This is a genomic window from Pseudomonas sp. Y3 TE3536, from assembly GCF_053629175.1.
Genome location: NZ_JBRJHU010000001.1, coordinates 3,648,681 through 3,671,393 on the forward strand (window position 1 = coordinate 3,648,681; position 22,713 = coordinate 3,671,393).

At 63.3% G+C, this 22,713-nt stretch carries 24 protein-coding genes; all 24 read left to right on the forward strand.

All coding sequences use genetic code 11. The features are described from left to right. Nucleotides 1-59 precede the first annotated feature (59 nt). The 24 genes from fliD (at nt 60) to flhB (ending at nt 22,692) form a co-directional block, all read left to right on the forward strand. On the forward strand, nt 60-1,415 hold the full coding sequence (gene fliD, locus AB7M33_RS16475; protein ID WP_454243127.1) for a flagellar filament capping protein FliD: 1,356 nt from the start codon (nt 60-62) through the stop codon (nt 1,413-1,415). Nucleotides 1,416-1,493: 78 nt separating this feature from the next. Further along, nucleotides 1,494-1,889: a flagellar export chaperone FliS gene (gene fliS / locus AB7M33_RS16480; protein ID WP_186703692.1), complete on the forward strand. Its 396-nt coding sequence runs from the start codon at nt 1,494-1,496 to the stop codon at nt 1,887-1,889. 16 nt (nt 1,890-1,905) lie between these two features. Continuing rightward, nucleotides 1,906-2,199: a flagellar protein FliT gene (locus tag AB7M33_RS16485; protein ID WP_099428639.1), complete on the forward strand. Its 294-nt coding sequence runs from the start codon at nt 1,906-1,908 to the stop codon at nt 2,197-2,199. A gap of 168 nt (nt 2,200-2,367) precedes the next feature. Continuing rightward, nucleotides 2,368-3,843, forward strand: a complete 1,476-nt coding sequence (gene fleQ / locus AB7M33_RS16490; protein WP_099428640.1) for a transcriptional regulator FleQ — start codon at nt 2,368-2,370, stop codon at nt 3,841-3,843. A gap of 244 nt (nt 3,844-4,087) precedes the next feature. After that, complete coding sequence (locus tag AB7M33_RS16495; protein ID WP_274888752.1) at nt 4,088-5,305, forward strand: sensor histidine kinase; 1,218 nt, start codon at nt 4,088-4,090, stop codon at nt 5,303-5,305. Next, on the forward strand, nt 5,305-6,669 hold the full coding sequence (locus tag AB7M33_RS16500) for a sigma-54-dependent transcriptional regulator (protein WP_265970333.1): 1,365 nt from the start codon (nt 5,305-5,307) through the stop codon (nt 6,667-6,669). Before AB7M33_RS16495 ends, AB7M33_RS16500 begins: the two co-directional genes overlap by 1 nt. Before the next feature lie 261 nt (nt 6,670-6,930). After that, the gene (fliE, locus tag AB7M33_RS16505; RefSeq protein WP_027593033.1) at nt 6,931-7,263 is read left to right on the forward strand and encodes a flagellar hook-basal body complex protein FliE; all 333 of its coding nucleotides are present in this window, start codon (nt 6,931-6,933) and stop codon (nt 7,261-7,263) included. 15 nt (nt 7,264-7,278) lie between these two features. Then, nucleotides 7,279-9,057, forward strand: a complete 1,779-nt coding sequence (fliF, locus tag AB7M33_RS16510; RefSeq protein ID WP_454243128.1) for a flagellar basal-body MS-ring/collar protein FliF — start codon at nt 7,279-7,281, stop codon at nt 9,055-9,057. Beyond that, on the forward strand, nt 9,050-10,069 hold the full coding sequence (fliG, locus tag AB7M33_RS16515; RefSeq protein WP_027593031.1) for a flagellar motor switch protein FliG: 1,020 nt from the start codon (nt 9,050-9,052) through the stop codon (nt 10,067-10,069). The genes fliF and fliG overlap by 8 nt, the downstream gene beginning before the upstream one ends. Before the next feature lie 160 nt (nt 10,070-10,229). Beyond that, complete coding sequence (gene fliH / locus AB7M33_RS16520) at nt 10,230-11,000, forward strand: flagellar assembly protein FliH (protein WP_454243129.1); 771 nt, start codon at nt 10,230-10,232, stop codon at nt 10,998-11,000. Continuing rightward, nucleotides 10,990-12,348, forward strand: coding sequence for a flagellar protein export ATPase FliI (fliI, locus tag AB7M33_RS16525; protein WP_085272503.1), 1,359 nt, complete (start codon nt 10,990-10,992; stop codon nt 12,346-12,348). Before fliH ends, fliI begins: the two co-directional genes overlap by 11 nt. A 6-nt stretch (nt 12,349-12,354) precedes the next feature. Then, nucleotides 12,355-12,807, forward strand: a complete 453-nt coding sequence (fliJ, locus tag AB7M33_RS16530) for a flagellar export protein FliJ (RefSeq protein WP_027593028.1) — start codon at nt 12,355-12,357, stop codon at nt 12,805-12,807. Between the two features lie 386 nt (nt 12,808-13,193). Next, nucleotides 13,194-13,499, forward strand: a complete 306-nt coding sequence (locus tag AB7M33_RS16535) for an STAS domain-containing protein (protein WP_265969495.1) — start codon at nt 13,194-13,196, stop codon at nt 13,497-13,499. Between the two features lie 8 nt (nt 13,500-13,507). Continuing rightward, entirely contained in the window at nt 13,508-15,199 is a 1,692-nt protein-coding gene (locus AB7M33_RS16540) for a SpoIIE family protein phosphatase (protein ID WP_454243130.1), read from the forward strand. A 60-nt stretch (nt 15,200-15,259) separates the two neighbouring features. Continuing rightward, nucleotides 15,260-15,607, forward strand: a complete 348-nt coding sequence (locus AB7M33_RS16545; RefSeq protein ID WP_027593025.1) for an Hpt domain-containing protein — start codon at nt 15,260-15,262, stop codon at nt 15,605-15,607. A gap of 72 nt (nt 15,608-15,679) precedes the next feature. Continuing rightward, complete coding sequence (locus AB7M33_RS16550) at nt 15,680-16,945, forward strand: flagellar hook-length control protein FliK (RefSeq protein ID WP_412765465.1); 1,266 nt, start codon at nt 15,680-15,682, stop codon at nt 16,943-16,945. A gap of 337 nt (nt 16,946-17,282) precedes the next feature. Next, nucleotides 17,283-17,780: a flagellar basal body-associated protein FliL gene (gene fliL, locus AB7M33_RS16555; RefSeq protein ID WP_085272506.1), complete on the forward strand. Its 498-nt coding sequence runs from the start codon at nt 17,283-17,285 to the stop codon at nt 17,778-17,780. A 9-nt stretch (nt 17,781-17,789) separates the two neighbouring features. Then, nucleotides 17,790-18,758, forward strand: coding sequence for a flagellar motor switch protein FliM (gene fliM, locus AB7M33_RS16560; protein WP_454243131.1), 969 nt, complete (start codon nt 17,790-17,792; stop codon nt 18,756-18,758). Nucleotides 18,759-18,805: 47 nt separating this feature from the next. After that, nucleotides 18,806-19,270 (forward strand): flagellar motor switch protein FliN, encoded by a 465-nt coding sequence (fliN, locus tag AB7M33_RS16565; protein ID WP_027593021.1) that lies wholly within the window; start codon nt 18,806-18,808, stop codon nt 19,268-19,270. A 12-nt stretch (nt 19,271-19,282) separates the two neighbouring features. Beyond that, on the forward strand, nt 19,283-19,717 hold the full coding sequence (fliO, locus tag AB7M33_RS16570; RefSeq protein WP_099430875.1) for a flagellar biosynthetic protein FliO: 435 nt from the start codon (nt 19,283-19,285) through the stop codon (nt 19,715-19,717). Continuing rightward, nucleotides 19,717-20,472, forward strand: a complete 756-nt coding sequence (gene fliP / locus AB7M33_RS16575; RefSeq protein WP_027593019.1) for a flagellar type III secretion system pore protein FliP — start codon at nt 19,717-19,719, stop codon at nt 20,470-20,472. Before fliO ends, fliP begins: the two co-directional genes overlap by 1 nt. 21 nt (nt 20,473-20,493) lie before the next feature. Next, nucleotides 20,494-20,763: a flagellar biosynthesis protein FliQ gene (gene fliQ / locus AB7M33_RS16580; protein WP_027593018.1), complete on the forward strand. Its 270-nt coding sequence runs from the start codon at nt 20,494-20,496 to the stop codon at nt 20,761-20,763. Nucleotides 20,764-20,770: 7 nt separating this feature from the next. After that, a complete protein-coding gene (fliR, locus tag AB7M33_RS16585) occupies nt 20,771-21,547 on the forward strand; it encodes a flagellar biosynthetic protein FliR (protein ID WP_027593017.1) in 777 nt (258 codons plus the stop codon). A 2-nt stretch (nt 21,548-21,549) separates the two neighbouring features. Further along, the gene (gene flhB, locus AB7M33_RS16590) at nt 21,550-22,692 is read left to right on the forward strand and encodes a flagellar biosynthesis protein FlhB (RefSeq protein WP_099428646.1); all 1,143 of its coding nucleotides are present in this window, start codon (nt 21,550-21,552) and stop codon (nt 22,690-22,692) included. Nucleotides 22,693-22,713: the final 21 nt, after the last annotated feature.

Below are 22,713 nucleotides of genomic sequence, written 5' to 3' on the forward strand. Positions count from 1 at the left end.
AAAGCCGCACGGACGCGTTTTCGTCGGATTTCCGACGGTCACCGATAAGGAGTGTGAAGATGGCGAGTTCTACTATTACCGGACTGGGTTCAGGTCTAAAGATCGACGAGCTTGTTGCGGCGTTGGCGGGTGCAGAGAAAGCACCCAAGCAAACCCAGATCAATAATCAGACCGCCACCGCCACCACTACCTTGTCGGCCATCGGTACGATCAAAAGTGCGCTGGAAACGTACCGCGCGGCGCTGGTCAAGCTTAATACCGCAGCGAGCTTCAATGGTTTGTCTGGGTCGTCGTCTGACGAAGCTATCGCCAAGATCAAGTTGGGTGATGGCGCGTCGTCGGGCACGTACTCGCTTGAAGTGACCCAGCTGGCAACGGCATCCAAGATTTCGACTCAGGTTTACAAGAACACCTCGACCATCATCAACGATTCGGGCGAGTCGCAAACCCTGACCATTAGCCAGGGCAATGCCACGCACAACGTGTCCATCGCCTCGGGTGCAACGCTGCAGCAGGCGCGCGACTCGATCAACGATCAACTGCAATCCAAGGGCATCACAGCCAACATCGTCACTGACGCCAGTGGTTCGCGGCTGATCTTCTCGTCGACCAAAATGGGTGATGGCACCGAGCTGACCTTGGGTGGCACCGCCGACATGGCCACCGGTGTGACGACCATTGCAGAGCCGCAGAATGCCAAGTACAAGCTCGACGGCCTCGAGCTGGAATCGGCTTCCAACACCGTGACCGGTGCGGTCAGTGGTGTGGACATCACCCTGGTCAAGGAAGGCAAGTCGAGCCTTGTGGTGGCGAGCAACAACGACACCCTGAAAACCTCGGTGCAGTCCTTCGTGACCGCTTATAACGCCTTGATGACGACCATCAATGCGCAGACCAAGGTCACCACGGGCGCCGACGACAGCAGCGCCTCGGGTGCATCGCTGACAGGCGATGCGACCATGCGTTCGCTGGTCAGCTCGATCCGTAGCGAGCTCACCCGCAGTGTGGGTACCGGTGGTCTGCGTACGCTGTCGCAGCTAGGCATCAATACCGTACAGAAGACGGGGTTGCTTGAGCTCAACAACGACAAGTGGGATGCCGCAGTCAAAACGATGGGCGCAGACATCAGTGGCCTGTTCATCGGTAAGGAAGGCCTGCTCAGTCGCATGACCGCGGCCACTGAAGAATACGCCAAGACAGGGGGTATCCTCGCGTCGCGCCAGGCGAGCCTGACCACCCAGCTCAAGCAGTTGGAAGAGTCGCAGACCGCGCTTGATCGCCGTATCGAGTCGCTGACCGACACCCTGACCAAGAAGTACAACGCCATGGACACCCTGGTGGCCAAGCTCAAGGCGACCAGCGACAGCGTAATGACCACGCTAAACGCGCTGAACAAGTCCAACAGCGACGATTGATCGCCTAAAGAAATCCAGCTCAGGGCCGATTACCTAGGTATACGGCCACTGTTCTGCCCCGTTCACTGAGGATCCCCCATGCACCCGATGAGAGCCCTTCGCCAGTACCAGAAGGTCAATTCCCACGCCCAGATCTCCGAAGCAACCCCGCACCGCCTGGTGCAGATGCTGATGGAAGGTTCGCTCGACCGTATGGCCCAGGCCAAGGGCGCGATCAGCCGCGGCGACGTGGCGCAGAAGGGTGTGATGCTGGGCAAGGCGATCGACATCATCGGTGGCCTGCGTGAAGGGCTGGACAAGGACAAGACCGACAACCCAGATGAGCTGGACCGTCTCGACAGCCTGTATGCCTACATGGCCACCCGTCTGATCCAGGCCAACCTGGACAGCGACCCCGCCATCATCGACGAAGTCGCCCAGCTGATGATCACCGTCAAAAGCGGTTGGGATGCCATCGCCACAGCCGAGCAGTGACACGCCAGGAGGCCACATGAACGCGTTGCAGCGAATCGAAGACACCCGTCAGGCCCTGAACGAGGCACTGCAAGCGCGCGACTGGGCCGCCATCGGCGAGCTAGACCTGGCCTGCAGGGCGCAGATGGACGAATTGCTGCAAGGGGCGGTGGAGGATGAGGCGGCGGTTCGGGTGAACCTCGAAGCGCTGATGGACGTTTATCGCCAACTAATCGACGTTGCAAGTGACGAACGTCAATCTTTAGTCCAGCAAATGACCAATATCAATCAAGCGAAACAGGCCACAAAGGTATACCATCTGTTCAGCTGACGCTGAGCAGAACGCAAAGCTCGGCGCCATAAATTTGACTGCTTCTAAGTTTTTGACTTTACTAGTGGCTGTTTTCGAATTTCAGACGTCCGAACACTGACCATTCAGTCGGAATGATGTCGAGCACGCCCCACAGGGCGCCGATATGACTAGGGAAGTTGCTATTGCATGTGGCGTGAAACCAAGATTCTTCTGATCGATGACGACAGCGCCCGCCGCCGCGATCTGGCGGTGGTCCTGAATTTTCTAGGCGAAGAAAACCTCGCATGCTCGAGCCAGGACTGGCAGCAGGCGGTGGAATCGTTGTCTTCGAGTCGGGAAGTGCTGTGCGTGCTTGTCGGTGCCGTGAATGCTCCGGGCAATCTCCTTGGGCTCGTTAAGACAGTGGCCGGGTGGGATGAGTTCCTTCCGGTGCTGCTTTTAGGTGAAATTTCTTCTGCAGAGTTGCCGGAAGAGCTTCGCCGTCGGGTCCTCTCCAACCTCGAAATGCCGCCGAGCTACAGCCAGTTGCTCGATTCGCTGCACCGTGCCCAGGTCTATCGCGAGATGTACGACCAGGCACGCGAGCGCGGGCGCCAGCGCGAGCCGAACCTGTTCCGCAGCCTGGTCGGCACCAGCCGCGCCATCCAGCATGTGCGGCAGATGATGCAGCAAGTGGCGGACACCGATGCCAGCGTGTTGATCCTCGGCGAGTCGGGCACCGGCAAAGAGGTGGTGGCGCGCAACCTGCACTACCACTCCAAGCGCCGCGATGCGCCGTTCGTGCCGGTCAACTGCGGCGCGATCCCGGCCGAGCTGCTGGAAAGCGAACTGTTCGGCCACGAGAAGGGCGCCTTTACCGGTGCCATCACCAGCCGTGCCGGGCGTTTCGAGCTGGCCAATGGCGGCACCCTGTTCCTCGACGAGATCGGCGACATGCCGCTGCCGATGCAGGTCAAGCTGCTGCGCGTGTTGCAGGAGCGCACCTTCGAGCGCGTGGGCAGCAACAAGACCCAGAGCATCGACGTGCGCATCATCGCCGCGACCCACAAAAACCTCGAAAGCATGATCGAGGATGGGACGTTCCGCGAAGACCTGTACTACCGCCTGAACGTCTTCCCCATCGAGATGGCACCCCTGCGTGAGCGGGTGGAAGACATCCCGTTGCTGATGAACGAGCTGATCTCGCGCATGGAGCACGAGAAGCGCGGCTCGATTCGGTTCAACTCTGCCTCGATCATGTCGCTGTGCCGGCATGGCTGGCCGGGCAACGTGCGCGAGCTGGCCAACCTGGTCGAGCGCATGGCGATCATGCACCCGTACGGGGTGATCGGCGTGTCCGAACTGCCGAAAAAATTCCGCTACGTCGATGATGAAGACGAGCAGATGGTCGACCACCTGCGCAGTGATCTCGAAGAGCGCGTGGCCATCAACGGCCATGCACCGAACTTCGCCAACCCCGCGATGCTGCCGCCCGAAGGCCTTGACCTCAAGGACTACCTGGGCAGCCTGGAGCAGGGCCTGATCCAGCAGGCGCTGGACGATGCCAACGGTATCGTTGCGCGCGCGGCTGAACGTTTGCGTATCCGCCGTACCACGCTGGTCGAGAAGATGCGCAAGTACGGTATGAGCCGTCAGGGTGGCGAGGAGCAGGCGGAGGATTGACCCCCGTTGCGCCTGTTTCAGGCAGTCGGTAAACCCGTGTAGGAGCAGCCTTGTGCTGCGAAGAGGCCGGTGGCAGCACAGAAAGGCTCTGTGCATGCGCCGGCCTCTTCGCAGCACAAGGCTGCTCCTACACAGGTTGCACAATACGCATCGCAGTTTGGTAAAACCCCATCTTCGGCACGGCTATTGCTACACCGCTGGCACCACACCGTTTTTATGACGGTCAGCCACGCGAGAGAGCACGATGCCCCAGGCAGCCCACGTTTCCCGAGCCCCCGATCTGCAGGGGCATACCCCGGTCGAGCAGGAAAGCCGACAGGGTGTCGAGCAGGCTTTCGCCTTGTTCAATCAGGTCTCCAGCCAGCTAAGCCAATCCTACAGCCTGCTCGAAGCCCGCGTCAGTGAGCTCAAGGGCGAACTGGCCGTGGTCAGCGCCCAGCGCATGGACGAACTGAATGAAAAGGAACGCCTGGCCAACCGCCTGCAGAACCTACTGGACTTGTTGCCGGGTGGGGTGATCGTGATCGACGGCCAGGGCAGGGTGCGTGAAGCCAACCCCGCCGCCTGCGAACTGCTCGGCGAGCCGCTGATCGGTGAGCTGTGGCGCCAGGTCATTGCCCGCAGCTTTGCCCCGCGCAAGGATGACGGCCATGAAGTGTCGCTGCGCGACGGCCGCCGCCTGTCCATCGCCACCCGCTCGCTGGATGCCGAACCCGGCCAACTGGTGCTGCTCAACGACCTGACTGAAACCCGTCGCCTGCAAGACCAGCTGGCGCGCCATGAGCGCTTGTCGTCGCTGGGGCGCATGGTCGCCTCGTTGGCCCATCAGATTCGCACGCCACTGTCGGCGGCCATGCTCTACGCCAGCCACCTGGCCGACAGCGAGCAAGACCTGAGCGCCGAAACCCGCCAGCGCTTCGCCGGTACCTTGAAGGAACGCCTGCACGAGCTGGAGCACCAGGTGCGCGACATGCTGGTGTTCGCCCGCGGCGAGCTGCCGCTGGGTGATCGTGTGACCCCGAAAGCACTGTTCCAGGCCCTGCAGCAGGCGGCGCAGTCGCACGTGCAAGGGCATGCCGTGCGTTGGCAGTGCGACAGCCACCTGGGCGAGCTGCTGTGCAACCGCGATACCCTGGTTGGCGCCTTGCTCAACCTGATCGAGAACGCCCTGCAAGCCAGCGAAGAACCGGCCCGGCTCAAGGTGCACGTGTTCCGTCGTGAGCAGGTGTTGTGCCTGTGCGTGAGTGATGCCGGCAGCGGTATCGACGCCGATTTGCTGGGCCGCCTGGGCGAGCCGTTCTTGACCACCAAGGCCACCGGCACCGGGCTGGGCCTGGCCGTGGTCAAGGCCGTGGTGCGGGCGCATCAGGGCACCCTTAGCCTGCGTTCGAAGGTTGGGCGCGGCACCTGCGTGCGGGTCGAGCTGCCGCTGATCGATGGGCAACTGGCGGAGGCGGGCTGATGGCGATCAAGGTGCTGCTGGTCGAGGATGACCGCGTATTGCGCCAGGCGCTTGGCGATACCCTGGAAATCGGCGGCTTCGATTACCGGGCCGTGGGCAGTGCCGAAGAGGCGCTGGAGGCGGTGCTGGCCGAGGCGTTCAGCCTGGTGGTCAGCGACGTGAACATGCCCGGCATGGATGGGCATCAGCTGCTGGCGCAATTGCGTCGCCAGCAGCCACAACTGCCGGTGCTGCTGATGACGGCGCATGCCGCAGTCGAGCGTGCCGTGGAGGCGATGCGCCAAGGCGCTGCCGATTACCTGGTCAAGCCCTTCGAACCCAAGGCGCTGTTGAGCCTGGTGGAGCGCCACGCCGCAGGCCGTGTCAGTGCAGCGGAAGAAGAAGGGCCAGTGGCCTGCGAGCCTGCCAGCCGGCAGTTGCTCGAACTGGCTGCGCGGGTAGCGCGCAGTGACTCGACCGTGTTGATCTCTGGCGAGTCGGGTACCGGCAAGGAAGTGCTGGCGCGCTACATTCACCAGCAGTCCCCGCGGGCGGCCGAGCCCTTTGTGGCGATCAACTGCGCGGCCATCCCTGACAACATGCTCGAGGCCACGCTGTTCGGCCACGAGAAAGGCGCCTTCACCGGCGCCATCGCGGCCCAGGCCGGCAAGTTCGAGCAGGCGGAGGGCGGCAGCTTGCTGCTCGACGAGATTTCCGAGATGCCGCTGGCCTTGCAGGCCAAGCTGTTGCGGGTGCTGCAGGAGCGCGAGGTGGAGCGGGTAGGTGGGCGTAAGCCGATCAGCCTGGACATCCGCGTGCTGGCCACCACCAACCGCGACCTGGCAGGCGAAGTGGCGGCTGGCCGCTTCCGTGAAGACCTGTATTACCGGCTGTCGGTGTTCCCCCTGGCCTGGTGTGCGCTGCGCGAGCGCAAGGGCGATATCCTGCCGCTGGCCGAGCGTTTGCTGGCACGCCATGTCAGCAAGATGAAGCACGCACCCGTGCGCCTGTCTGCCGATGCGCGGGCCTGCCTGCAGGCGCATGCCTGGCCCGGCAACGTGCGCGAACTGGACAACGCCTTGCAGCGCGCCTTGATCCTGCAGCAGGGTGGGGTGATCGAAGCGGCGGATTTCTGTCTGGCGGGCGCCATTCCATTGTCGGCCGGCGCGGCGCCGTCAGTGGCAGCCGTGGTTGCCGAAGCCAGTGGCCTGGGCGATGACCTGCGCCGCCATGAGTACCAGACCATCATCGACACCTTGCGCGCCGAGCGCGGCCGCCGCAAGGAAGCCGCCGAGCGCCTGGGCATCAGCCCACGCACCCTGCGTTACAAGCTGGCGCAGATGCGCGATGCCGGGTTCGACGTCGAGGCCAGCCTCTTCGGCTGATAAGCCGCTGGTGCGGGTTATGTCGGCTGCGGCCCTTGTAGGAGCGGCCTTGTGTCGCGAAAGGGCCGCAGCGCGGCCCCAGGTTTTCAGCTTCGCATCAAAGATCGCGGGGGCCGCGCTGCGGCCCTTTCGCGACACAAGGCCGCTCCTACAACGGCGCGTCAAATCAGAAGGGGTAGCAAGGCTGGCACCTTTGTTGCTTTACACGAGCTATCCGCCGCATGAGTGTCAAAAAAATGCGGCCGCCGGAGAGAGAAGGTCATGAGCCAAGGTGTTGAATTCAATCGTCTGATGCTGGACATGCGCGCGATGCAGGCTGATGCCATGTCGCTGCCCAAGGTGTCCGCTGCCCCCGAACTGGCCCCGGGCCAGAGCAGCTTTGCCGACATGCTCGGCCAGGCCATCGGCAAGGTGCATGAGACGCAGCAGGCTTCCACCCAGCTGGCCAACGCCTTCGAAATTGGCAAGACCGGCGTCGACCTGACCGATGTCATGGTCGCCTCGCAAAAAGCCAGCGTCTCCATGCAGGCACTCACCCAGGTACGCAACAAGCTGGTCCAGGCGTATCAAGACATCATGCAGATGCCGGTTTGAGGACGGACGTAACCCATGGCTGAAGCAGTCATCGATAACGCCCCCGCCAAGAGCGGCCAGCCAGCGGCCAAGCCGCCGCTGTTCGGCATGGCGTTTCTGGAAAACATTTCGCAGATGCCCATGCTGCGTCAGGTCGGCCTCATGGTCGGGTTGGCGGCGAGCGTGGCGATCGGCTTCGCCGTGGTGCTGTGGTCGCAACAGCCTGACTATCGGCCGCTGTATGGCAGCCTGTCGGGCATGGACACCAAGCAGGTCATGGAAACCCTGGCCGCCGCAGACATTCCCTACAACGTCGAGCCCAATTCCGGCGCCCTGCTGGTCAAGGCCGACGACCTCTCCCGTGCGCGCCTGAAGCTGGCGGCCGCAGGCGTGGCGCCGAGCGATGGCAACGTCGGTTTCGAGCTGCTCGACAAGGAGCAGGGCCTGGGCACCAGCCAGTTCATGGAGGCCACCCGTTATCGCCGCAGCCTGGAAGGCGAACTGGCCCGTACCGTTTCCAGCCTGAACAACGTCAAGGCTGCACGCGTGCACCTGGCCATCCCGAAAAGTTCGGTGTTCGTGCGTGACGAACGCAAGCCCAGCGCCTCGGTACTGGTCGAACTGTACCCAGGCCGTGGCCTGGAAGCCGGGCAGGTGATGGCGATCGTCAACCTGGTCGCCACCAGCGTGCCAGAGCTGGACAAGTCGCAAGTCACTGTCGTCGACCAGAAGGGCAACTTGCTCTCCGAACAGCTGCAGGACACCGCCCTGACCATGGCGGGCAAGCAGTTCGACTACAGCCGCCGCATGGAAAGCATGCTCACCCAGCGCGTGCACAATATCTTGCAGCCGGTGTTGGGTAACGATCGCTACAAGGCCGAAGTCTCCGCCGACCTGGATTTCAGTGCGGTCGAGTCGACCTCCGAGCAGTTCAACCCCGACCAGCCGGCGCTGCGCAGCGAACAGTCGGTGGACGAACAGCGCGCCAGCAGCCAGGGCCCGCAAGGCGTGCCCGGCGCGCTGAGCAACCAGCCACCGGGTGCGGCGTCTGCGCCGCAAACCACGGGTGCAGCCGCCACCCCGGCCGCCGCGATCCAGCCCGGCCAGCCGCTGGTGGATGCCAACGGCCAGCAGATCATGGACCCGGCCACCGGCCAGCCGATGCTTGCGCCGTACCCGGCAGACAAACGCCAGCAAAGCACCAAGAACTTCGAGCTGGACCGCTCCATCAGCCACACCCGTCAGCAGCAGGGCCGCATGACCCGCCTGTCGGTGGCGGTGGTGGTCGACGACCAGCTCAAGATCGACCCCACCAGTGGTGAGACCACGCGTGCCCCTTGGGGTACCGAGGACCTGGCGCGCTTTACCCGCCTGGTGCAGGACGCGGTCGGCTTCGATGCCAGCCGTGGCGACAGCGTGACGGTGATCAACGTGCCGTTTGCCGCCGACCGCGGCGAAGAAATCGCCGACATCGCCTTCTATCAGCAGCCGTGGTTCTGGGACATCGTCAAGCAAGTGCTGGGCGTGGTGTTCATCCTGGTGCTGGTGTTCGGCGTGCTGCGCCCGGTGCTCAACAACATCACAGGGGGCGGCAAGCAGGCTGCCTCGGACAGCGACATGGAGCTGGGCGGCATGATCGGTCTGGATGGCGAACTGGCCAACGACCGCGTCAGTCTGGGTGGCCCGACAAGCATTCTGTTGCCAAGCCCGAGCGAGGGCTACGAGGCACAGCTCAACGCAATCAAAGGCCTGGTGGCCGAAGACCCGGGCCGCGTGGCCCAGGTCGTGAAAGACTGGATCAACGCCGATGAGTGATAACCGAGCCGTTACCGCCAAGCTGAGCCGCGTCGACAAAGCGGCGATCCTCTTGCTCTCGCTGGGTGAAACCGATGCTGCCCAGGTACTGCGGCACATGGGCCCCAAGGAAGTGCAACGTGTGGGCGTGGCCATGGCGCAGATGGGCAACGTGCACCGCGACCAGGTCGAGCAGGTGATGAGTGAGTTCGTCGACATCGTCGGCGACCAGACCAGCCTGGGCGTGGGCTCTGACGGTTACATCCGCAAGATGCTCAACCAGGCCCTGGGCGAGGACAAGGCCAACGGCCTGATCGACCGCATCCTGCTGGGGGGCAACACCAGCGGCCTGGACAGCCTCAAGTGGATGGAGCCGCGTGCCGTGGCCGATGTGATCCGCTACGAGCACCCGCAGATCCAAGCCATTGTGGTCGCCTACCTGGACCCTGACCAGGCCGGTGAAGTGCTGAGCAACTTCGACCACAAGGTGCGCCTGGACATCATCCTGCGCGTGTCGTCGCTGAACACTGTGCAACCGGCGGCGCTGAAAGAGCTGAACCAGATCCTCGAGAAGCAGTTCTCGGGCAACTCCAATGCTGCGCGGACCACCTTGGGCGGTATCAAGCGGGCTGCCGACATCATGAACTTCCTCGACAGTTCGGTGGAAGGTGCGCTGATGGACTCGATCCGCGAAGTCGACAACGACCTCTCGGAGCAGATCGAAGACCTCATGTTCGTCTTCAACAACCTGGCCGATGTCGACGACCGTGGCATCCAGGCGCTGCTGCGCGAGGTGTCTTCGGACGTGCTGGTGGTGTCGCTCAAAGGCGCCGACGAGCGGGTCAAGGACAAGATCTTCAAGAACATGTCCAAACGTGCGTCGGAACTGCTGCGCGACGACCTGGAGGCCAAAGGGCCGGTACGGGTCAGCGACGTGGAAACGGCGCAGAAAGAAATCCTCACCATCGCCCGACGCATGGCCGAGGCCGGCGAGATCGTGCTCGGCGGCAAGGGTGCCGAGGAAATGATCTAACGTTGCCGGATTCTGCCGACTGGCGCAGCCCACTGTGGGAGCGGGCTTGCCCGCGAAGGCGCCAGATCGGGTGATGAGGTTGTCCCTGCCGACGCATTCGCGGGCAAGCCCGCTCCCACAGGGATCGCGTTGGCTGAACGTGGTTTGAGAACATCACAGCATGTCCAGCAAAGAACATCACCCCAGCGACCTGATCCGCGCCCGCGACCTTGAGGGCGTCGATGTTTGGGCGCTGCCTAGCTTCGACCCGGAACCCGAGCCGCAACCCGAGCCCGAGCCGGAACCCGAAGTCATCGAGGAAGAAGTCGAGGAAGTGCCGCTGGAAGAAGTCCAGCCGCTGACCCTCGAAGAACTCGAAGCCATTCGCCAGGACGCCTACAACGAAGGCTTTGCCACCGGCGAGCGCGAGGGCTTTCACAGCACCCAGCTGAAGGTGCGCCAAGAGGCTGAGCAGGCCCTGGCGGCCAAGGTCGGCAGCCTCGAGCGGCTGATGGTCAACCTGATGGCGCCCATCGCCGAGCAAGACACGCAGATCGAGAAAACCCTGGTGCACCTGGTCGCGCACATGACCCGCCAGGTGATCGGCCGCGAGCTGCGCAGCGATTCCAGCCAGATTACCCACGTGCTGCGCGAAGCTCTCAAGCTGCTGCCAATGGGCGCCGACAACATCCGCATTCACCTCAACCCCCAGGACTTCGAACTGGCCAAGGCCTTGCGCGATCGCCACGAAGAAAACTGGCGGCTGCTCGAAGACGAAGCTTTGCTGCCGGGTGGCTGCCGCATCGAGACCGCCCACAGCCGTATCGACGCCAGCATGGAAACACGCATCGAGAAGGCCGTGGCGCAGCTGTTCGACCAGCTTCACGACCATTCCCTGCACCCCGCACCGGCCGATGTGTCGATCGACCTGGACCGCCCCGATGCGCCTTGACCGCACCAGTTTCGGCAAGCGCCTGGGCAGTTACGCCGAGGCGATCGAGCTGCCGGTGCAGCCAATCGTCGAAGGCCGCCTGCTGCGCATGGTTGGCCTCACCCTCGAAGCCGAAGGCCTGCGCGCGGCAGTGGGTAGCCGCTGCCTGGTGATCAATGACGACAGCTACCACCCGGTGCAGGTCGAGGCCGAAGTCATGGGCTTTGCCGGGTCCAAGGTGTTTCTCATGCCGGTTGGCAGCATCGTCGGCATCGCCCCCGGTGCGCGGGTGGTACCGCTGGACGACGGCGGCCGCCTGCCCATGGGCATGAGCATGCTCGGGCGAGTGCTGGATGGCGCCGGGCGCGCCCTCGATGGCAAAGGCGGCATGAAGGCTGAAGACTGGGTGCCGATGGATGGGCCGGTGATCAACCCGCTCAACCGCGACCCCATCAGCGTGCCGCTGGACGTGGGCATCCGCAGCATCAATGGCCTGCTCACCGTCGGCCGTGGCCAGCGCCTGGGCCTGTTCGCCGGTACCGGTGTGGGTAAGTCGGTGTTGCTGGGCATGATGACGCGCTTCACCGAAGCCGAGATCATCGTCGTTGGGCTGATCGGCGAGCGGGGCCGCGAGGTGAAGGAATTCATCGAGCACATCCTTGGTGAAGAAGGCCTCAAGCGCTCGGTGGTGGTCGCCTCGCCCGCCGATGACGCGCCGTTGATGCGCCTGCGCGCGGCCATGTATTGCACGCGCATTGCCGAATACTTCCGCGACAAGGGCAAGAATGTCCTGTTGCTGATGGATTCGCTGACCCGTTTTGCCCAGGCCCAGCGTGAGATCGCGTTGGCGATCGGCGAGCCGCCGGCCACCCGGGGTTACCCGCCGTCGGTGTTCGCCAAGCTGCCGAAGCTGGTGGAGCGGGCGGGCAATGGCGAGCCTGGTGGCGGCTCGATCACTGCGTTCTACACGGTATTGTCGGAGGGCGACGACCAGCAGGACCCGATCGCCGACTCGGCGCGGGGGGTGCTCGACGGCCACTTCGTGTTGTCCCGGCGCTTGGCCGAAGAAGGCCACTACCCCGCGATCGACATCGAAGCGTCGATCAGCCGGGTAATGCCCCAAGTGGTCGATGCTGATCATCTGCGCCAGGCGCAAAAATTCAAGCAGTTGTGGTCGCGCCTGTCGCAGAGCCGCGACCTGATCAGCGTCGGTGCCTATGTGGCCGGTGGTGACCCGGAGACCGACCTGGCGATCGCCTTGCAGTCCCGTTTGGTGGACTTTCTGCGTCAAGGCCTGGACGAGAACGTCGGCATGGCGCAGAGCCGCGATCAGTTGGGGGCGATTTTCACGCCTCCGGCGGGCGGTTGATAGGCCATGGCACTGCCCGGACGAGCCGCGCGCCTGGCGCCGGTGGTGGACATGGCCGAAGAGGCCGAGCGCAAGGCCGCCCAGCGCCTTGGGCATTTTCAGCAACTGGTGACCCAGGCGCAGGTCAAGTTGGCTGAGCTGGAGCGTTTTCGCGAGGACTACCAGCTGCAGTGGATCAACCGCGGCGGGCAGGGCGTCAATGGCAGCTGGCTGGTCAATTACCAGCGCTTTCTCGGGCAGCTGGAAACAGCCATGACCCAGCAGCGCCAGAGCCTGACCTGGCACCAGAACAACCTGAACAACGCCCGCGGCACCTGGCAGCAGGCCTATGCCCGGGTCGAGGGGTTGCGCAAGTTGGTACAGCGTTACCTGGATGAAGCGCGGCGCGCCGAAGACAAGCGCGAGCAGCGCCTGTTGGATGAGCTGTCGCAGCGCTTGCCCAGGCAGAATCACCCCTGATTTCTTATCGCCGGCGCACAATTCCTTGTTTCTAATCGTCGGCGCACAATTCCTTGTAGGAGCAGCCTTGCGCTGCGAAGAGGCCAGTAGCCCCAGCTTGCCCTCACGGCCCCTTCGCAGCACAAGGCTGCTCCTACAGGCAGAGCGATCTCCCAGGCCGTCTCGCTTGCTTCTGAGCAGCGGCCCGCAATTCCTTGTAGGAGCAGCCTTGCGCTGCGAAGAGGCCAGTAGCCCCAGCTTGCCCTCACGGCCTCTTCGCAGCACAAGGCTGCTCCTACAGGGGGGGCGTCGCTGAGGGGGATCTGTTGGCCGTCTCGCTTGCACTCCCACCCCAGGCTGCTAAACCTTAAAGGGTTGCATCCGCCATCATCGAAGGAATCGCTAGCATGGCAGTCGAGACTGATTTTTCGCAGGACGGGAAAAAGCTGACGATCACGGTCAAGGGTCGTTTCGATTTCGGCAAGCATCAGGAGTTTCGCGAAGCCTACGAGCGCCAGCCTGATCGGCCGGACTCGGTGGTCGTGGACCTGAAAGACACCACCTACCTCGATAGCTCTGCGCTCGGCATGTTGTTGCTGCTGCGCGATCACGCGGGCGGCGACGATTCGGACGTGCGCGTGGTGCATGCCAGCTCCGATGTGCGCAAGATCCTCGCCATTTCCAATTTCGAAAAACTGTTCGACATCAGTTGAACCGCGTGATGGCTGCCGAACAGGCGTTGACCGTGCTGGTGGCCGAAGACGGGGCCGCCGACCGCTTGTTGCTGGCGCAGATCGTCCGGCGCCAGGGCCATCAGGTGTTCACGGCAGAAAACGGCGAGCAGGCGGTGGCGCTGTTCGTCGAGCAGCGCCCGCACCTGGTGCTGCTCGATGCGCTGATGCCGGTGATGGACGGTTTCGAAGCGGCCCGGCAGATCAAGGCCCTGGCCGGCGAAACGCTGGTGCCGATCATCTTCCTCACCTCGCTGAATGAGGAGGATGCCCTGGTGCGCTGCCTGGAGGCCGGCGGCGACGACTTCATGGCCAAGCCCTACAGCGCGGTGATCCTTGCCGCCAAGATACGCGCCATGGGCCGCCTGCGCAGGCTGCAGGCCACCGTGCTGGCCCAGCGCGACGAGATCACCCGCCACCATCACCACCTGCTCAACGAGCAGCGGGTGGCCAAGGCGGTATTCGACAAGGTGGCCCATGCGGGCTGCCTGGCTGCCCCCAACATTCGCTACCTGCAATCGCCCTATGCGCTGTTCAACGGTGACCTGCTGCTGGCCGCGTTCACGCCCTCGGGGGACATGCAGGTGCTGCTGGGGGATTTCACCGGCCACGGCCTGCCCGCCGCGGTCGGCGCCATGCCCCTGGCAGAAGTGTTCTACGGCATGACAGCCAAGGGGTATGGTCTGGCGCAAACCCTGCGCGAAATGAACGCCAAGCTCAAACGCATCCTGCCGGTGGACATGTTTTGCTGTGCTGTGATGCTCAACCTGAGCGTGCAGCGTGGCTCGGTGGAGGTGTGGAACGGCGGCATGCCGGACGGCTATCGCTTGTCTGCAGGCGGCGAGGTGCTGTCGACGCTGGCTTCGCGCCATTTGCCGCTGGGTATTCTTGCCCCTGAGCGCTTCGACGACAGCACGCAAGTGCTGCCGCTGGCGGCGGGGGAGCGCTTGCTGCTGTTGTCAGACGGCGTGCTGGACACGGCCGATGACCAGGAACGCTTGTTTGGCGTCGAGCGCCTGCAAGGGGTGCTGGCTGGCAACCGAGACCCGGCCCACTTGTTTGATGAGGTGATGCAGGCCTTGGAACATTTCGGCGGGCAGCCTCGGGACGACATCAGCCTGTGCGATATCCGCATGTTCGCGGCCGATGAGCGGGTGCCGGCGCCGATGATCTACGCTGAACGCGGTCGCCCCAGCCCGCTGGATTGGTCGCTTGGGTTCGAACTGCGCGGCGAAAGCCTGAAGCAGTCCAACCCGGTGCCGTACCTGGTGCAGCTGTTGCAGGAAATTCACCCGCTGCGCGCGCGCACCGGCAACCTGCACAGTGTGCTCAGCGAGCTGTTCTCCAATGCCTTGGAGCATGGGGTGTTGGGCCTGGATTCGCGGCTCAAGCGCGATGTGCAGGGCTTTGCCGATTACTACCGGGAGCGTGCCCGGCGCTTGGCGGCATTGGCTGACGGTTTTGTGCGCATCGACTTGAAGGTTGAACCCCTCGCCGATGGCGGGCGTCTGATGATCGAGGTGCGTGACAGCGGCGCAGGGTTTGATGTGCAGCGGGTGCTGTCGCAGCCGCCCTCGGAGCAGGGGTTGAGTGGCCGTGGCCTGCAGCTGGTAACGCGGCTGGGCAGTAACGCGCAATGGTGCGAAGGCGGCCGCTGCGCCCGGGTAGAGTTTGTATGGTGAGCCCGCCTGTGACCCTGGGGCTGGCTCGGGCATAATCTGGCTTGATCAAGGAGTGAACAAGTGACTGAGATTCATATCGACCACAAGGTGCTCAACGACCTGCGTGAGGTCATGGAGGATGGCTACCTGCATCTGGTGCAGACATTCCTGGATGACTCCGAGCGGCGCTTGAGCGAGTTGCACGCTGCCAAGAACGCCGATGAGCTGGGCTCGGCGGCCCATAGCTTCAAGGGCAGCAGCAGCAACATGGGGGCTGTCGCGCTGGCTGGCCTGTGCCAGCAACTGGAAGACCGCGTGCGCCAGCCACCGCTGTATGGCATCGAGGACCTGATCAACCGTATCGACCTGGAATATGTAGAGGTTCGGCGCTTCTACCGCGGTGAGGAGCACCGTATCTCGGCGGGCTGATGCGCGACTTGGCGCGAGTCTTGCTTTTCTTTGCCCGGATGACTTTTCAGTTTCTGGCGCGGAGACCGCTCAATGCCTGTCGCACCCAATCCTTTGTTGCAAGCAAACGCTGTTGGCAAGTCGTCGCGAGCGACCAGCTCGATGGTGGACAAGCCCTCGCAGGCGCTGGGTGACGCGGGCGGTGGCTTCGACCAGGTCATGGCCAAGCAGAAAGCGTTTGGGCAGGACGACAAGGTCGCCCAAGCGAAACCCAAGGACAAGCCAGAAGTGGCACACGGCGGCAAGAAAGAGGCTGCCGACAAGCCATCGGTTGCCGATGACGGCAACAAATTGCCAGCCGACGATCAGGCCTCAGACCCCGCTGACACAGGGTTGCGCGACGCCAGCCTGGTGGCCGGCCAGGTCACCGATGCGCAGCCCGGCGCGCAACTGATTCAAGCCCAGGCTGAGGCCGTGGCGCCCGTGCTTCAGGCTGCCACTGCACAGTCGCAGGCCAGCGCAGCGCTGACGGAGGAGCCTGCCGCCGAAGAGGCGTTCGACCCCGACGCCGACCCCTTGGCCAACCTGCCAACCTTGCGCCTGGCGCTGGAACAGAGCGCCCAGGCCAAAGGCACCACCTCGGCACACGCCGTGGACCCCTCGCAGGCTCAGGGTGATGAAGGCCGAGGAGCCGTCAATACCTTGGCGAATCTGGTCGATACCGCTGAGGGTGAGGCGGGCGAGCCAGGCGACAAGGCCTTCGGTGCACTGCTTGAAGAGGGCCTGAAGGACACCAAGAGCGCCAGCAGCGACACGCGCGTCGACGATTTCGCCGATCGCTTGGCCAGCCTGACCCAGGCGGCCACAGCGAAAACCGCCAATGCCGTGCCGGCGAACGCCAGCCCTTTGCACCAACCCTTGCCGATGAACCAGAACGCCTGGACCGAAGGCCTGGTGAATCGGGTCATGTACCTGTCCAGTCAGAACCTCAAGTCGGCAGACATCCAGCTGGAGCCCGCCGAGTTGGGGCGGCTGGACATTCGCGTCAATGTAGCGGCGGATCAGTCGACCCAGGTGACCTTCATCAGCGGCCACGCCGGTGTGCGTGATGCCCTCGACAGCCAGGTGCACCGCTTGCGCGAGCTGTTTACCCAGCAGGGCCTGGCGCAGCCAGACGTCAACGTTGCTGACCAGTCACGCGGTCAACAGCATCAGCAGGCGCAGGAACAGGGCAGCAATCTGTCGGGCGTCGCGGCGCGGCAACAGGCTGGGCAGGGCGGCTCCGAACAGGTCGATAGCAGCAGGCCGGTTGAGCAGCAGGTGGTGATTGGCGACAGTGCGGTTGATTATTACGCGTGAGGGCGGGGTGCCTGTCTTTAGGTTGTTGGCGCTTTTGAGATCGAGCGCCGCCCGCGCGGCGCTTCGCAGCACAAGGCTGCTCCTACATCTGTTTCGGGCCAATTATTCCTGTGGTGGGGGCGCGCACCTCTATCACAGGCTTTACTGGCCCGAAATAAATGTAGGAGCAGCCTTGTGCTGCGAAGCGCCGCGCGGGCGGCGCTCGATCTCCCAGGCGCTGCCCCCTAACGCCAAACCCACCCAAACCTCATTCCATCCCCCACCCAAAACCTGGCATAACACTTGCTCAAGCCACGTCATCCTCCTTTGAACCCCCGATGGACGACGGATTATTGGCATGGCGAAAACCGAAGCAGTAAAAGACCCCGCCACAAAAGGCAAACTCAAGCTGATCCTGCTGTTGGTGCTGGGCCTGGTGCTGGCGATCGGCCTTTCGGTGGGCGCTACCTGGTTCATCATGCACAAGAGCGAGTCCGCGCCGGCCACCGACCCGGCCGCCGCCAACGTCAAGCCTGTGGCCATCTACGAAGCCCTCACCCCGGCCTTCGTGGTCAACTTCAACCAGAACGGCCGCCAGCGCTACATGCAACTGAGCATCACCCTGCAAGCGCGTAACCAGGCTGACCTGGATGCCCTCAAGGTGCACATGCCGGTGATTCGCAACAACCTGGTGATGATGTTCTCTGGGCAGGGCTTCGACACCCTGGCCGGCAGCCCGGTAGGGCAAGAGATGCTGCGCCAGAAAGCCACCGCCGTGGTGCAGGAAGTCGCCCAGAAGGAAGTCGGCAAGCCGGTCATCGACCAGTTGCTGTTCACCAATTTCGTATTGCAGTAGGAGTCCGCAATGGCCGTACAGGACCTGCTGTCCCAGGATGAAATCGATGCGCTGTTGCACGGTGTCGACGATGGTCTGGTGCAGACCGAGAGCGCTTCCGAGCCAGGCAGTATCAAAAGCTACGACCTGACCAGCCAGGATCGTATCGTCCGCGGTCGCATGCCGACCCTGGAAATGATCAACGAACGCTTTGCCCGCTACACCCGTATCAGCATGTTCAACCTGCTGCGCCGCTCGGCGGACGTGGCGGTGGGCGGCGTGCAGGTGATGAAGTTCGGCGAGTACGTGCATTCGCTGTATGTGCCGACCAGCCTCAACCTGGTCAAGATCAAGCCACTGCGCGGCACCTCGCTGTTCATCCTCGACGCCAAGCTGGTGTTCAAGCTGGTGGACAACTTCTTTGGCGGTGACGGCCGTCACGCCAAGATCGAAGGCCGCGAGTTCACCCCGACCGAGTTGCGCGTGGTGCGCATGGTCCTCGACCAGTGCTTCGTCGACCTCAAGGAAGCCTGGCAAGCCATCATGCCGGTCAACTTCGAGTACATGAACTCCGAGGTCAACCCGGCCATGGCCAACATCGTCGGCCCCAGCGAGGCGGTGGTGGTGTCGACCTTCCACATCGAGCTGGACGGCGGTGGCGGCGACCTGCACGTGACCATGCCGTACTCGATGATCGAGCCGGTGCGCGAGATGCTCGATGCGGGCTTCCAGTCCGACCTGGACGACCAGGACGAGCGCTGGGTCAAGGCCCTGCGCGAAGACGTGCTGGACGTGACCGTGCCACTGACCGCCACGGTTGCCCGCCGCCAGCTGAAGCTGCGCGACATCCTGCACATGCAGCCTGGCGATGTGATTCCGGTGGAGCTGCCCGAGCACCTGGTGCTGCGCGCCAACGGCGTGCCGTCGTTCAAAGCGCGGCTGGGTTCGCACAAGGGCAACCTGGCCCTGCAGATCATCGACCCGATCGAACGCCGCTGACGGCGTGCCGGTCGCTCACTACGAATTGAATGCCTGTCGAGGAAATCATGGCTAACGAAAACGAGATCACGTCCCCGGAAGACCAGGCCCTGGCCGACGAATGGGCGGCGGCGCTGGAAGAAACCGGTGATGCCGGCCAGGCCGATATCGACGCGCTGCTGGGCGGCGACACCGGCAACAGCGGCGCGGGCCGCCTGCCGATGGAAGAGTTCGCCAGCTCGCCGCGGCCGAACGAGAACGTCAGCCTCGAAGGCCCTAACCTGGACGTGATCCTGGACATTCCGGTGAACATTTCCATGGAAGTGGGCAGCACCGAGATCAACATCCGCAACCTGCTGCAGCTCAACCAGGGGTCGGTGATCGAACTCGACCGCCTGGCCGGCGAGCCGCTCGACGTGCTGGTCAATGGCACGCTGATCGCCCATGGCGAAGTGGTGGTGGTCAACGAGAAGTTCGGCATCCGCCTGACCGACGTGATCAGCCCCAGCGAACGTATCAAGAAGCTGCGCTGAGTGAAGGGCACGATGCGCGCGGGCGCTGCTTTTGCCGGGCTGCTCGCCAGCCAGTGGGCCTGCGCGGCGGCCAGCCCTGCGGCAACCACCGCTGCCGCGCCTGGCAGCCTGGGTGGGCAGCTGGCGCAGATGGTCTTTGGCCTGCTGTTGGTGGTGGGCCTGATCTTCTTCCTGGCCTGGATGTTGCGCCGCATGCAAGGCGCGGCGGTCAAAGGTGGCCAGGTGATCGAGATCGTCGGCAGCCGGGCCATTGGCCCGCGTGACCGCCTGTTGCTGGTGCAGGTCGGCAAGGAGCAGATCCTGATCGGCCACACCCCAGGCAGTATCGAGGCCCTGCATGTGCTGGCCGAACCCGTCGAAGTGCCCGCAGCTGCCCGTCAGGCAGCGCCGGAGTTTGCCCAGCGGCTGATGGAGCTGATGGGCAAGGACCAGAAGGACAAGAAGTGATGACCGGCGTGCTGCGCATGATGTTGACCCTGGCGCTGCTGCTGGCCGCGCCATTGGCCCTGGCCGCCGACCCGCTGTCGATCCCGGCCATCACCCTGTCCAATGGGGCAGATGGGCAGCAGGAGTATTCGGTCAGCCTGCAGATCCTGCTGATCATGACGGCGCTGAGCTTTATCCCGGCGTTCGTCATCCTGATGACCAGCTTCACCCGCATCATCATTGTCTTCTCGATTTTGCGTCAGGCCCTGGGCCTGCAGCAGACGCCTTCGAACCAGATTCTGACCGGCATGGCGCTGTTTTTGACCATGTTCATCATGGCGCCGGTGTTCGACCGGGTGAACCAGGATGCGCTGCAGCCCTACCTGAAAGAGCAGATGACTGCCCAACAGGCCATCGACAAGGCCCAGGGGCCGCTCAAGGACTTCATGCTGGCGCAGACCCGGCAGAGCGACCTGGACTTGTTCATGCGCCTGTCCAAGCGCACCGACATCGAAGGCCCTGACCAGGTGCCACTGACCATCCTGGTGCCGGCCTTCGTCACGTCCGAGTTGAAGACCGCGTTCCAGATCGGCTTCATGATCTTCATCCCGTTCCTGATCATCGACATGGTGGTCGCCAGCGTGCTGATGGCCATGGGTATGATGATGCTGTCGCCGCTGATCATTTCGCTGCCGTTCAAGATCATGCTGTTCGTCCTGGTCGATGGCTGGGCGCTGATCATGGGCACATTGGCCAGTAGTTTCGGCGGCGTCTGACGCCGTCAAGGAGAGCCACGCATGACCCCTGAAGTTGCTGTCGACCTGTTCCGCGATGCACTTTGGCTGACCACGCTGATGGTCGGCATCCTGGTGGTGCCGAGCCTGCTGGTGGGCCTGATGGTGGCGATGTTCCAGGCCGCCACGCAGATCAACGAACAGACCCTGAGCTTCCTGCCGCGTCTGCTGGTAATGCTGGTCACGCTGATCGTCGCGGGGCCTTGGCTGGTGCAGAAGTTCATGGAATACATCACCACGCTCTACACCAGCATCCCGCAGCTGATCGGTTGACACGGCCATGCTGGAGCTGACCAACGCACAGATCGGCACCTGGGTCGCCACCTTCATCCTGCCGTTGTTCCGGGTGACGGCAGTGCTGATGACGATGCCGATCTTCGGTACGCGCATGCTGCCGGCGCGGGTGCGCCTGTACGTGGCGGTGGCCATCACCGTGGTGATCGTCCCGGCGCTGCCGCCGTTGCCCGAGTTCGAGCCGTTGAGCTTGCAGGGCCTGCTGCTGTGTGGCGAGCAGATCATCGTCGGGGCGTTGTTCGGGTTCTCGCTGCAGCTGCTGTTCCAGGCTTTCGTCATCGCTGGCCAGATTGTCGCGGTGCAGATGGGCATGGCCTTCGCCTCGATGGTCGACCCGGCTAACGGCGTCAACGTCACGGTGATCAGCCAGTTCATGACCATGCTGGTCAGTGTGCTGTTCCTGCTGATGAACGGGCACCTGGTGGTCTTCGAAGTGCTGACCGAAAGCTTCACCACCTTGCCGGTGGGCAATGCGCTGATGGTCAGCCAGTTCTGGGAAATGGCCGGACGCCTGGGTTGGGTGTTCGGTGCCGGGCTGTTGCTGATCTTGCCGGTGATTGCCGCGTTGCTGGTGGTGAACATCGCCTTTGGCGTGATGACGCGGGCGGCGCCACAGCTGAACATCTTCTCCATTGGCTTCCCGCTGACGCTGGTCATGGGCATGGGGATTTTCTGGGTCGGCCTGGCCGATATGCTTTCCCACTACCAGGCATTGGCCAGCGACGCGCTGCAATGGCTGCGTGATCTGGCAAGGGCGCGCTGAGTATGGCTGAAAGCGAGAGTGGTCAGGACAAGACAGAAGACCCCACCGACAAGCGCAAGCGCGATTCGCGTGAGAAAGGTGAGATTGCCCGCTCCAAGGAGCTGAACACGGTGGCGGTGACCCTGGCAGGCGCCGGCGGCCTGCTAATGTTCGGCGGCCACTTGGCCGAGACGCTGCTGAGCGTGATGCGCATGAACTTCAGCCTGACCCGCGACATGATCGTCGACGAGCGCGCCATGGGCGCGTTTTTGCTGGCCTCGGGCAAGATGGCGATCTGGGCGGTGCAGCCCGTACTGATTCTGCTGTTCGTGATCTCGTTCGTTGCCCCGATCGCGTTGGGCGGTTTCCTGTTTTCCGGCAGCCTGCTGCAGCCCAAATTCAGCCGCATGAACCCGCTGTCAGGGATCAAGCGCATGTTCTCGATGCATGCCCTGACCGAGTTGCTGAAGGCCCTGGCCAAGTTTTTCGCGATCCTGATCGTGGCGGTGGTGGTGCTGGTCAGCGACCGCCAGGCGTTGCTGTCGATTGCCAATGAGCCGTTGGAACAGGCGATTATTCACAGTGTCCAGGTGGTGGGGTGGAGTGCGCTGTGGATGTCGGCGGGGCTGCTGCTGATCGCGGCGGCGGACGTGCCGTTCCAGCTGTGGCAGACGCACAAGAAAATGAAGATGACCAAGCAGGAAGTGCGTGACGAGTACAAGGACTCGGAGGGCAAGCCTGAGGTCAAGCAGCGTATTCGCCAGTTGCAGCGCGAGGTGTCGCAGCGGCGCATGATGGCGGCGGTGCCGCAGGCGGACGTGATCATCACCAACCCCACGCACTATGCCGTGGCCCTGCAGTACGACCCGGAGAAGGGCGGGGCAGCGCCCTTGCTGCTGGCCAAGGGTACTGATTTCATGGCGTTGAAGATTCGCGAGATTGGTGTCGAGCACAAGATCCAGATCCTTGAATCGCCGGCCCTGGCGCGGGCGATCTATTACTCCACTGAGCTTGAGCACGAGATCCCGGCGGGGTTGTACCTGGCGGTGGCGCAGGTGTTGGCGTATGTGTTCCAGATTCGTCAGTATCGGTCGGGCAAGGGCAAGCGGCCGGAGCCGTTGAAGGATGATTTGCCGATTCCGCCGGATTTGCGGCGTGATGGCTGATAGGTGCTTGGCGATGGTCGT

Coding starts and splice junctions, on each gene's coding strand:
- fliH (WP_454243129.1), top strand. CDS start 10,230: ATGTCCAGCAAAGAACATCACCCCAGCGACCTGATCCGCGCCCGCGAC.
- fliG (WP_027593031.1), top strand. CDS start 9,050: ATGAGTGATAACCGAGCCGTTACCGCCAAGCTGAGCCGCGTCGACAAA.
- flhB (WP_099428646.1), top strand. CDS start 21,550: ATGGCTGAAAGCGAGAGTGGTCAGGACAAGACAGAAGACCCCACCGAC.
- fliS (WP_186703692.1), top strand. CDS start 1,494: ATGCACCCGATGAGAGCCCTTCGCCAGTACCAGAAGGTCAATTCCCAC.
- AB7M33_RS16540 (WP_454243130.1), top strand. CDS start 13,508: ATGGCTGCCGAACAGGCGTTGACCGTGCTGGTGGCCGAAGACGGGGCC.
- fliF (WP_454243128.1), top strand. CDS start 7,279: ATGGCTGAAGCAGTCATCGATAACGCCCCCGCCAAGAGCGGCCAGCCA.
- fliR (WP_027593017.1), top strand. CDS start 20,771: ATGCTGGAGCTGACCAACGCACAGATCGGCACCTGGGTCGCCACCTTC.
- fliL (WP_085272506.1), top strand. CDS start 17,283: ATGGCGAAAACCGAAGCAGTAAAAGACCCCGCCACAAAAGGCAAACTC.
- fliN (WP_027593021.1), top strand. CDS start 18,806: ATGGCTAACGAAAACGAGATCACGTCCCCGGAAGACCAGGCCCTGGCC.
- AB7M33_RS16535 (WP_265969495.1), top strand. CDS start 13,194: ATGGCAGTCGAGACTGATTTTTCGCAGGACGGGAAAAAGCTGACGATC.
- fliP (WP_027593019.1), top strand. CDS start 19,717: ATGACCGGCGTGCTGCGCATGATGTTGACCCTGGCGCTGCTGCTGGCC.
- fleQ (WP_099428640.1), top strand. CDS start 2,368: ATGTGGCGTGAAACCAAGATTCTTCTGATCGATGACGACAGCGCCCGC.
- fliM (WP_454243131.1), top strand. CDS start 17,790: ATGGCCGTACAGGACCTGCTGTCCCAGGATGAAATCGATGCGCTGTTG.
- AB7M33_RS16500 (WP_265970333.1), top strand. CDS start 5,305: ATGGCGATCAAGGTGCTGCTGGTCGAGGATGACCGCGTATTGCGCCAG.
- fliI (WP_085272503.1), top strand. CDS start 10,990: ATGCGCCTTGACCGCACCAGTTTCGGCAAGCGCCTGGGCAGTTACGCC.
- AB7M33_RS16495 (WP_274888752.1), top strand. CDS start 4,088: ATGCCCCAGGCAGCCCACGTTTCCCGAGCCCCCGATCTGCAGGGGCAT.
- AB7M33_RS16550 (WP_412765465.1), top strand. CDS start 15,680: ATGCCTGTCGCACCCAATCCTTTGTTGCAAGCAAACGCTGTTGGCAAG.
- fliE (WP_027593033.1), top strand. CDS start 6,931: ATGAGCCAAGGTGTTGAATTCAATCGTCTGATGCTGGACATGCGCGCG.
- fliQ (WP_027593018.1), top strand. CDS start 20,494: ATGACCCCTGAAGTTGCTGTCGACCTGTTCCGCGATGCACTTTGGCTG.
- fliO (WP_099430875.1), top strand. CDS start 19,283: ATGCGCGCGGGCGCTGCTTTTGCCGGGCTGCTCGCCAGCCAGTGGGCC.
- fliD (WP_454243127.1), top strand. CDS start 60: ATGGCGAGTTCTACTATTACCGGACTGGGTTCAGGTCTAAAGATCGAC.
- fliJ (WP_027593028.1), top strand. CDS start 12,355: ATGGCACTGCCCGGACGAGCCGCGCGCCTGGCGCCGGTGGTGGACATG.
- AB7M33_RS16485 (WP_099428639.1), top strand. CDS start 1,906: ATGAACGCGTTGCAGCGAATCGAAGACACCCGTCAGGCCCTGAACGAG.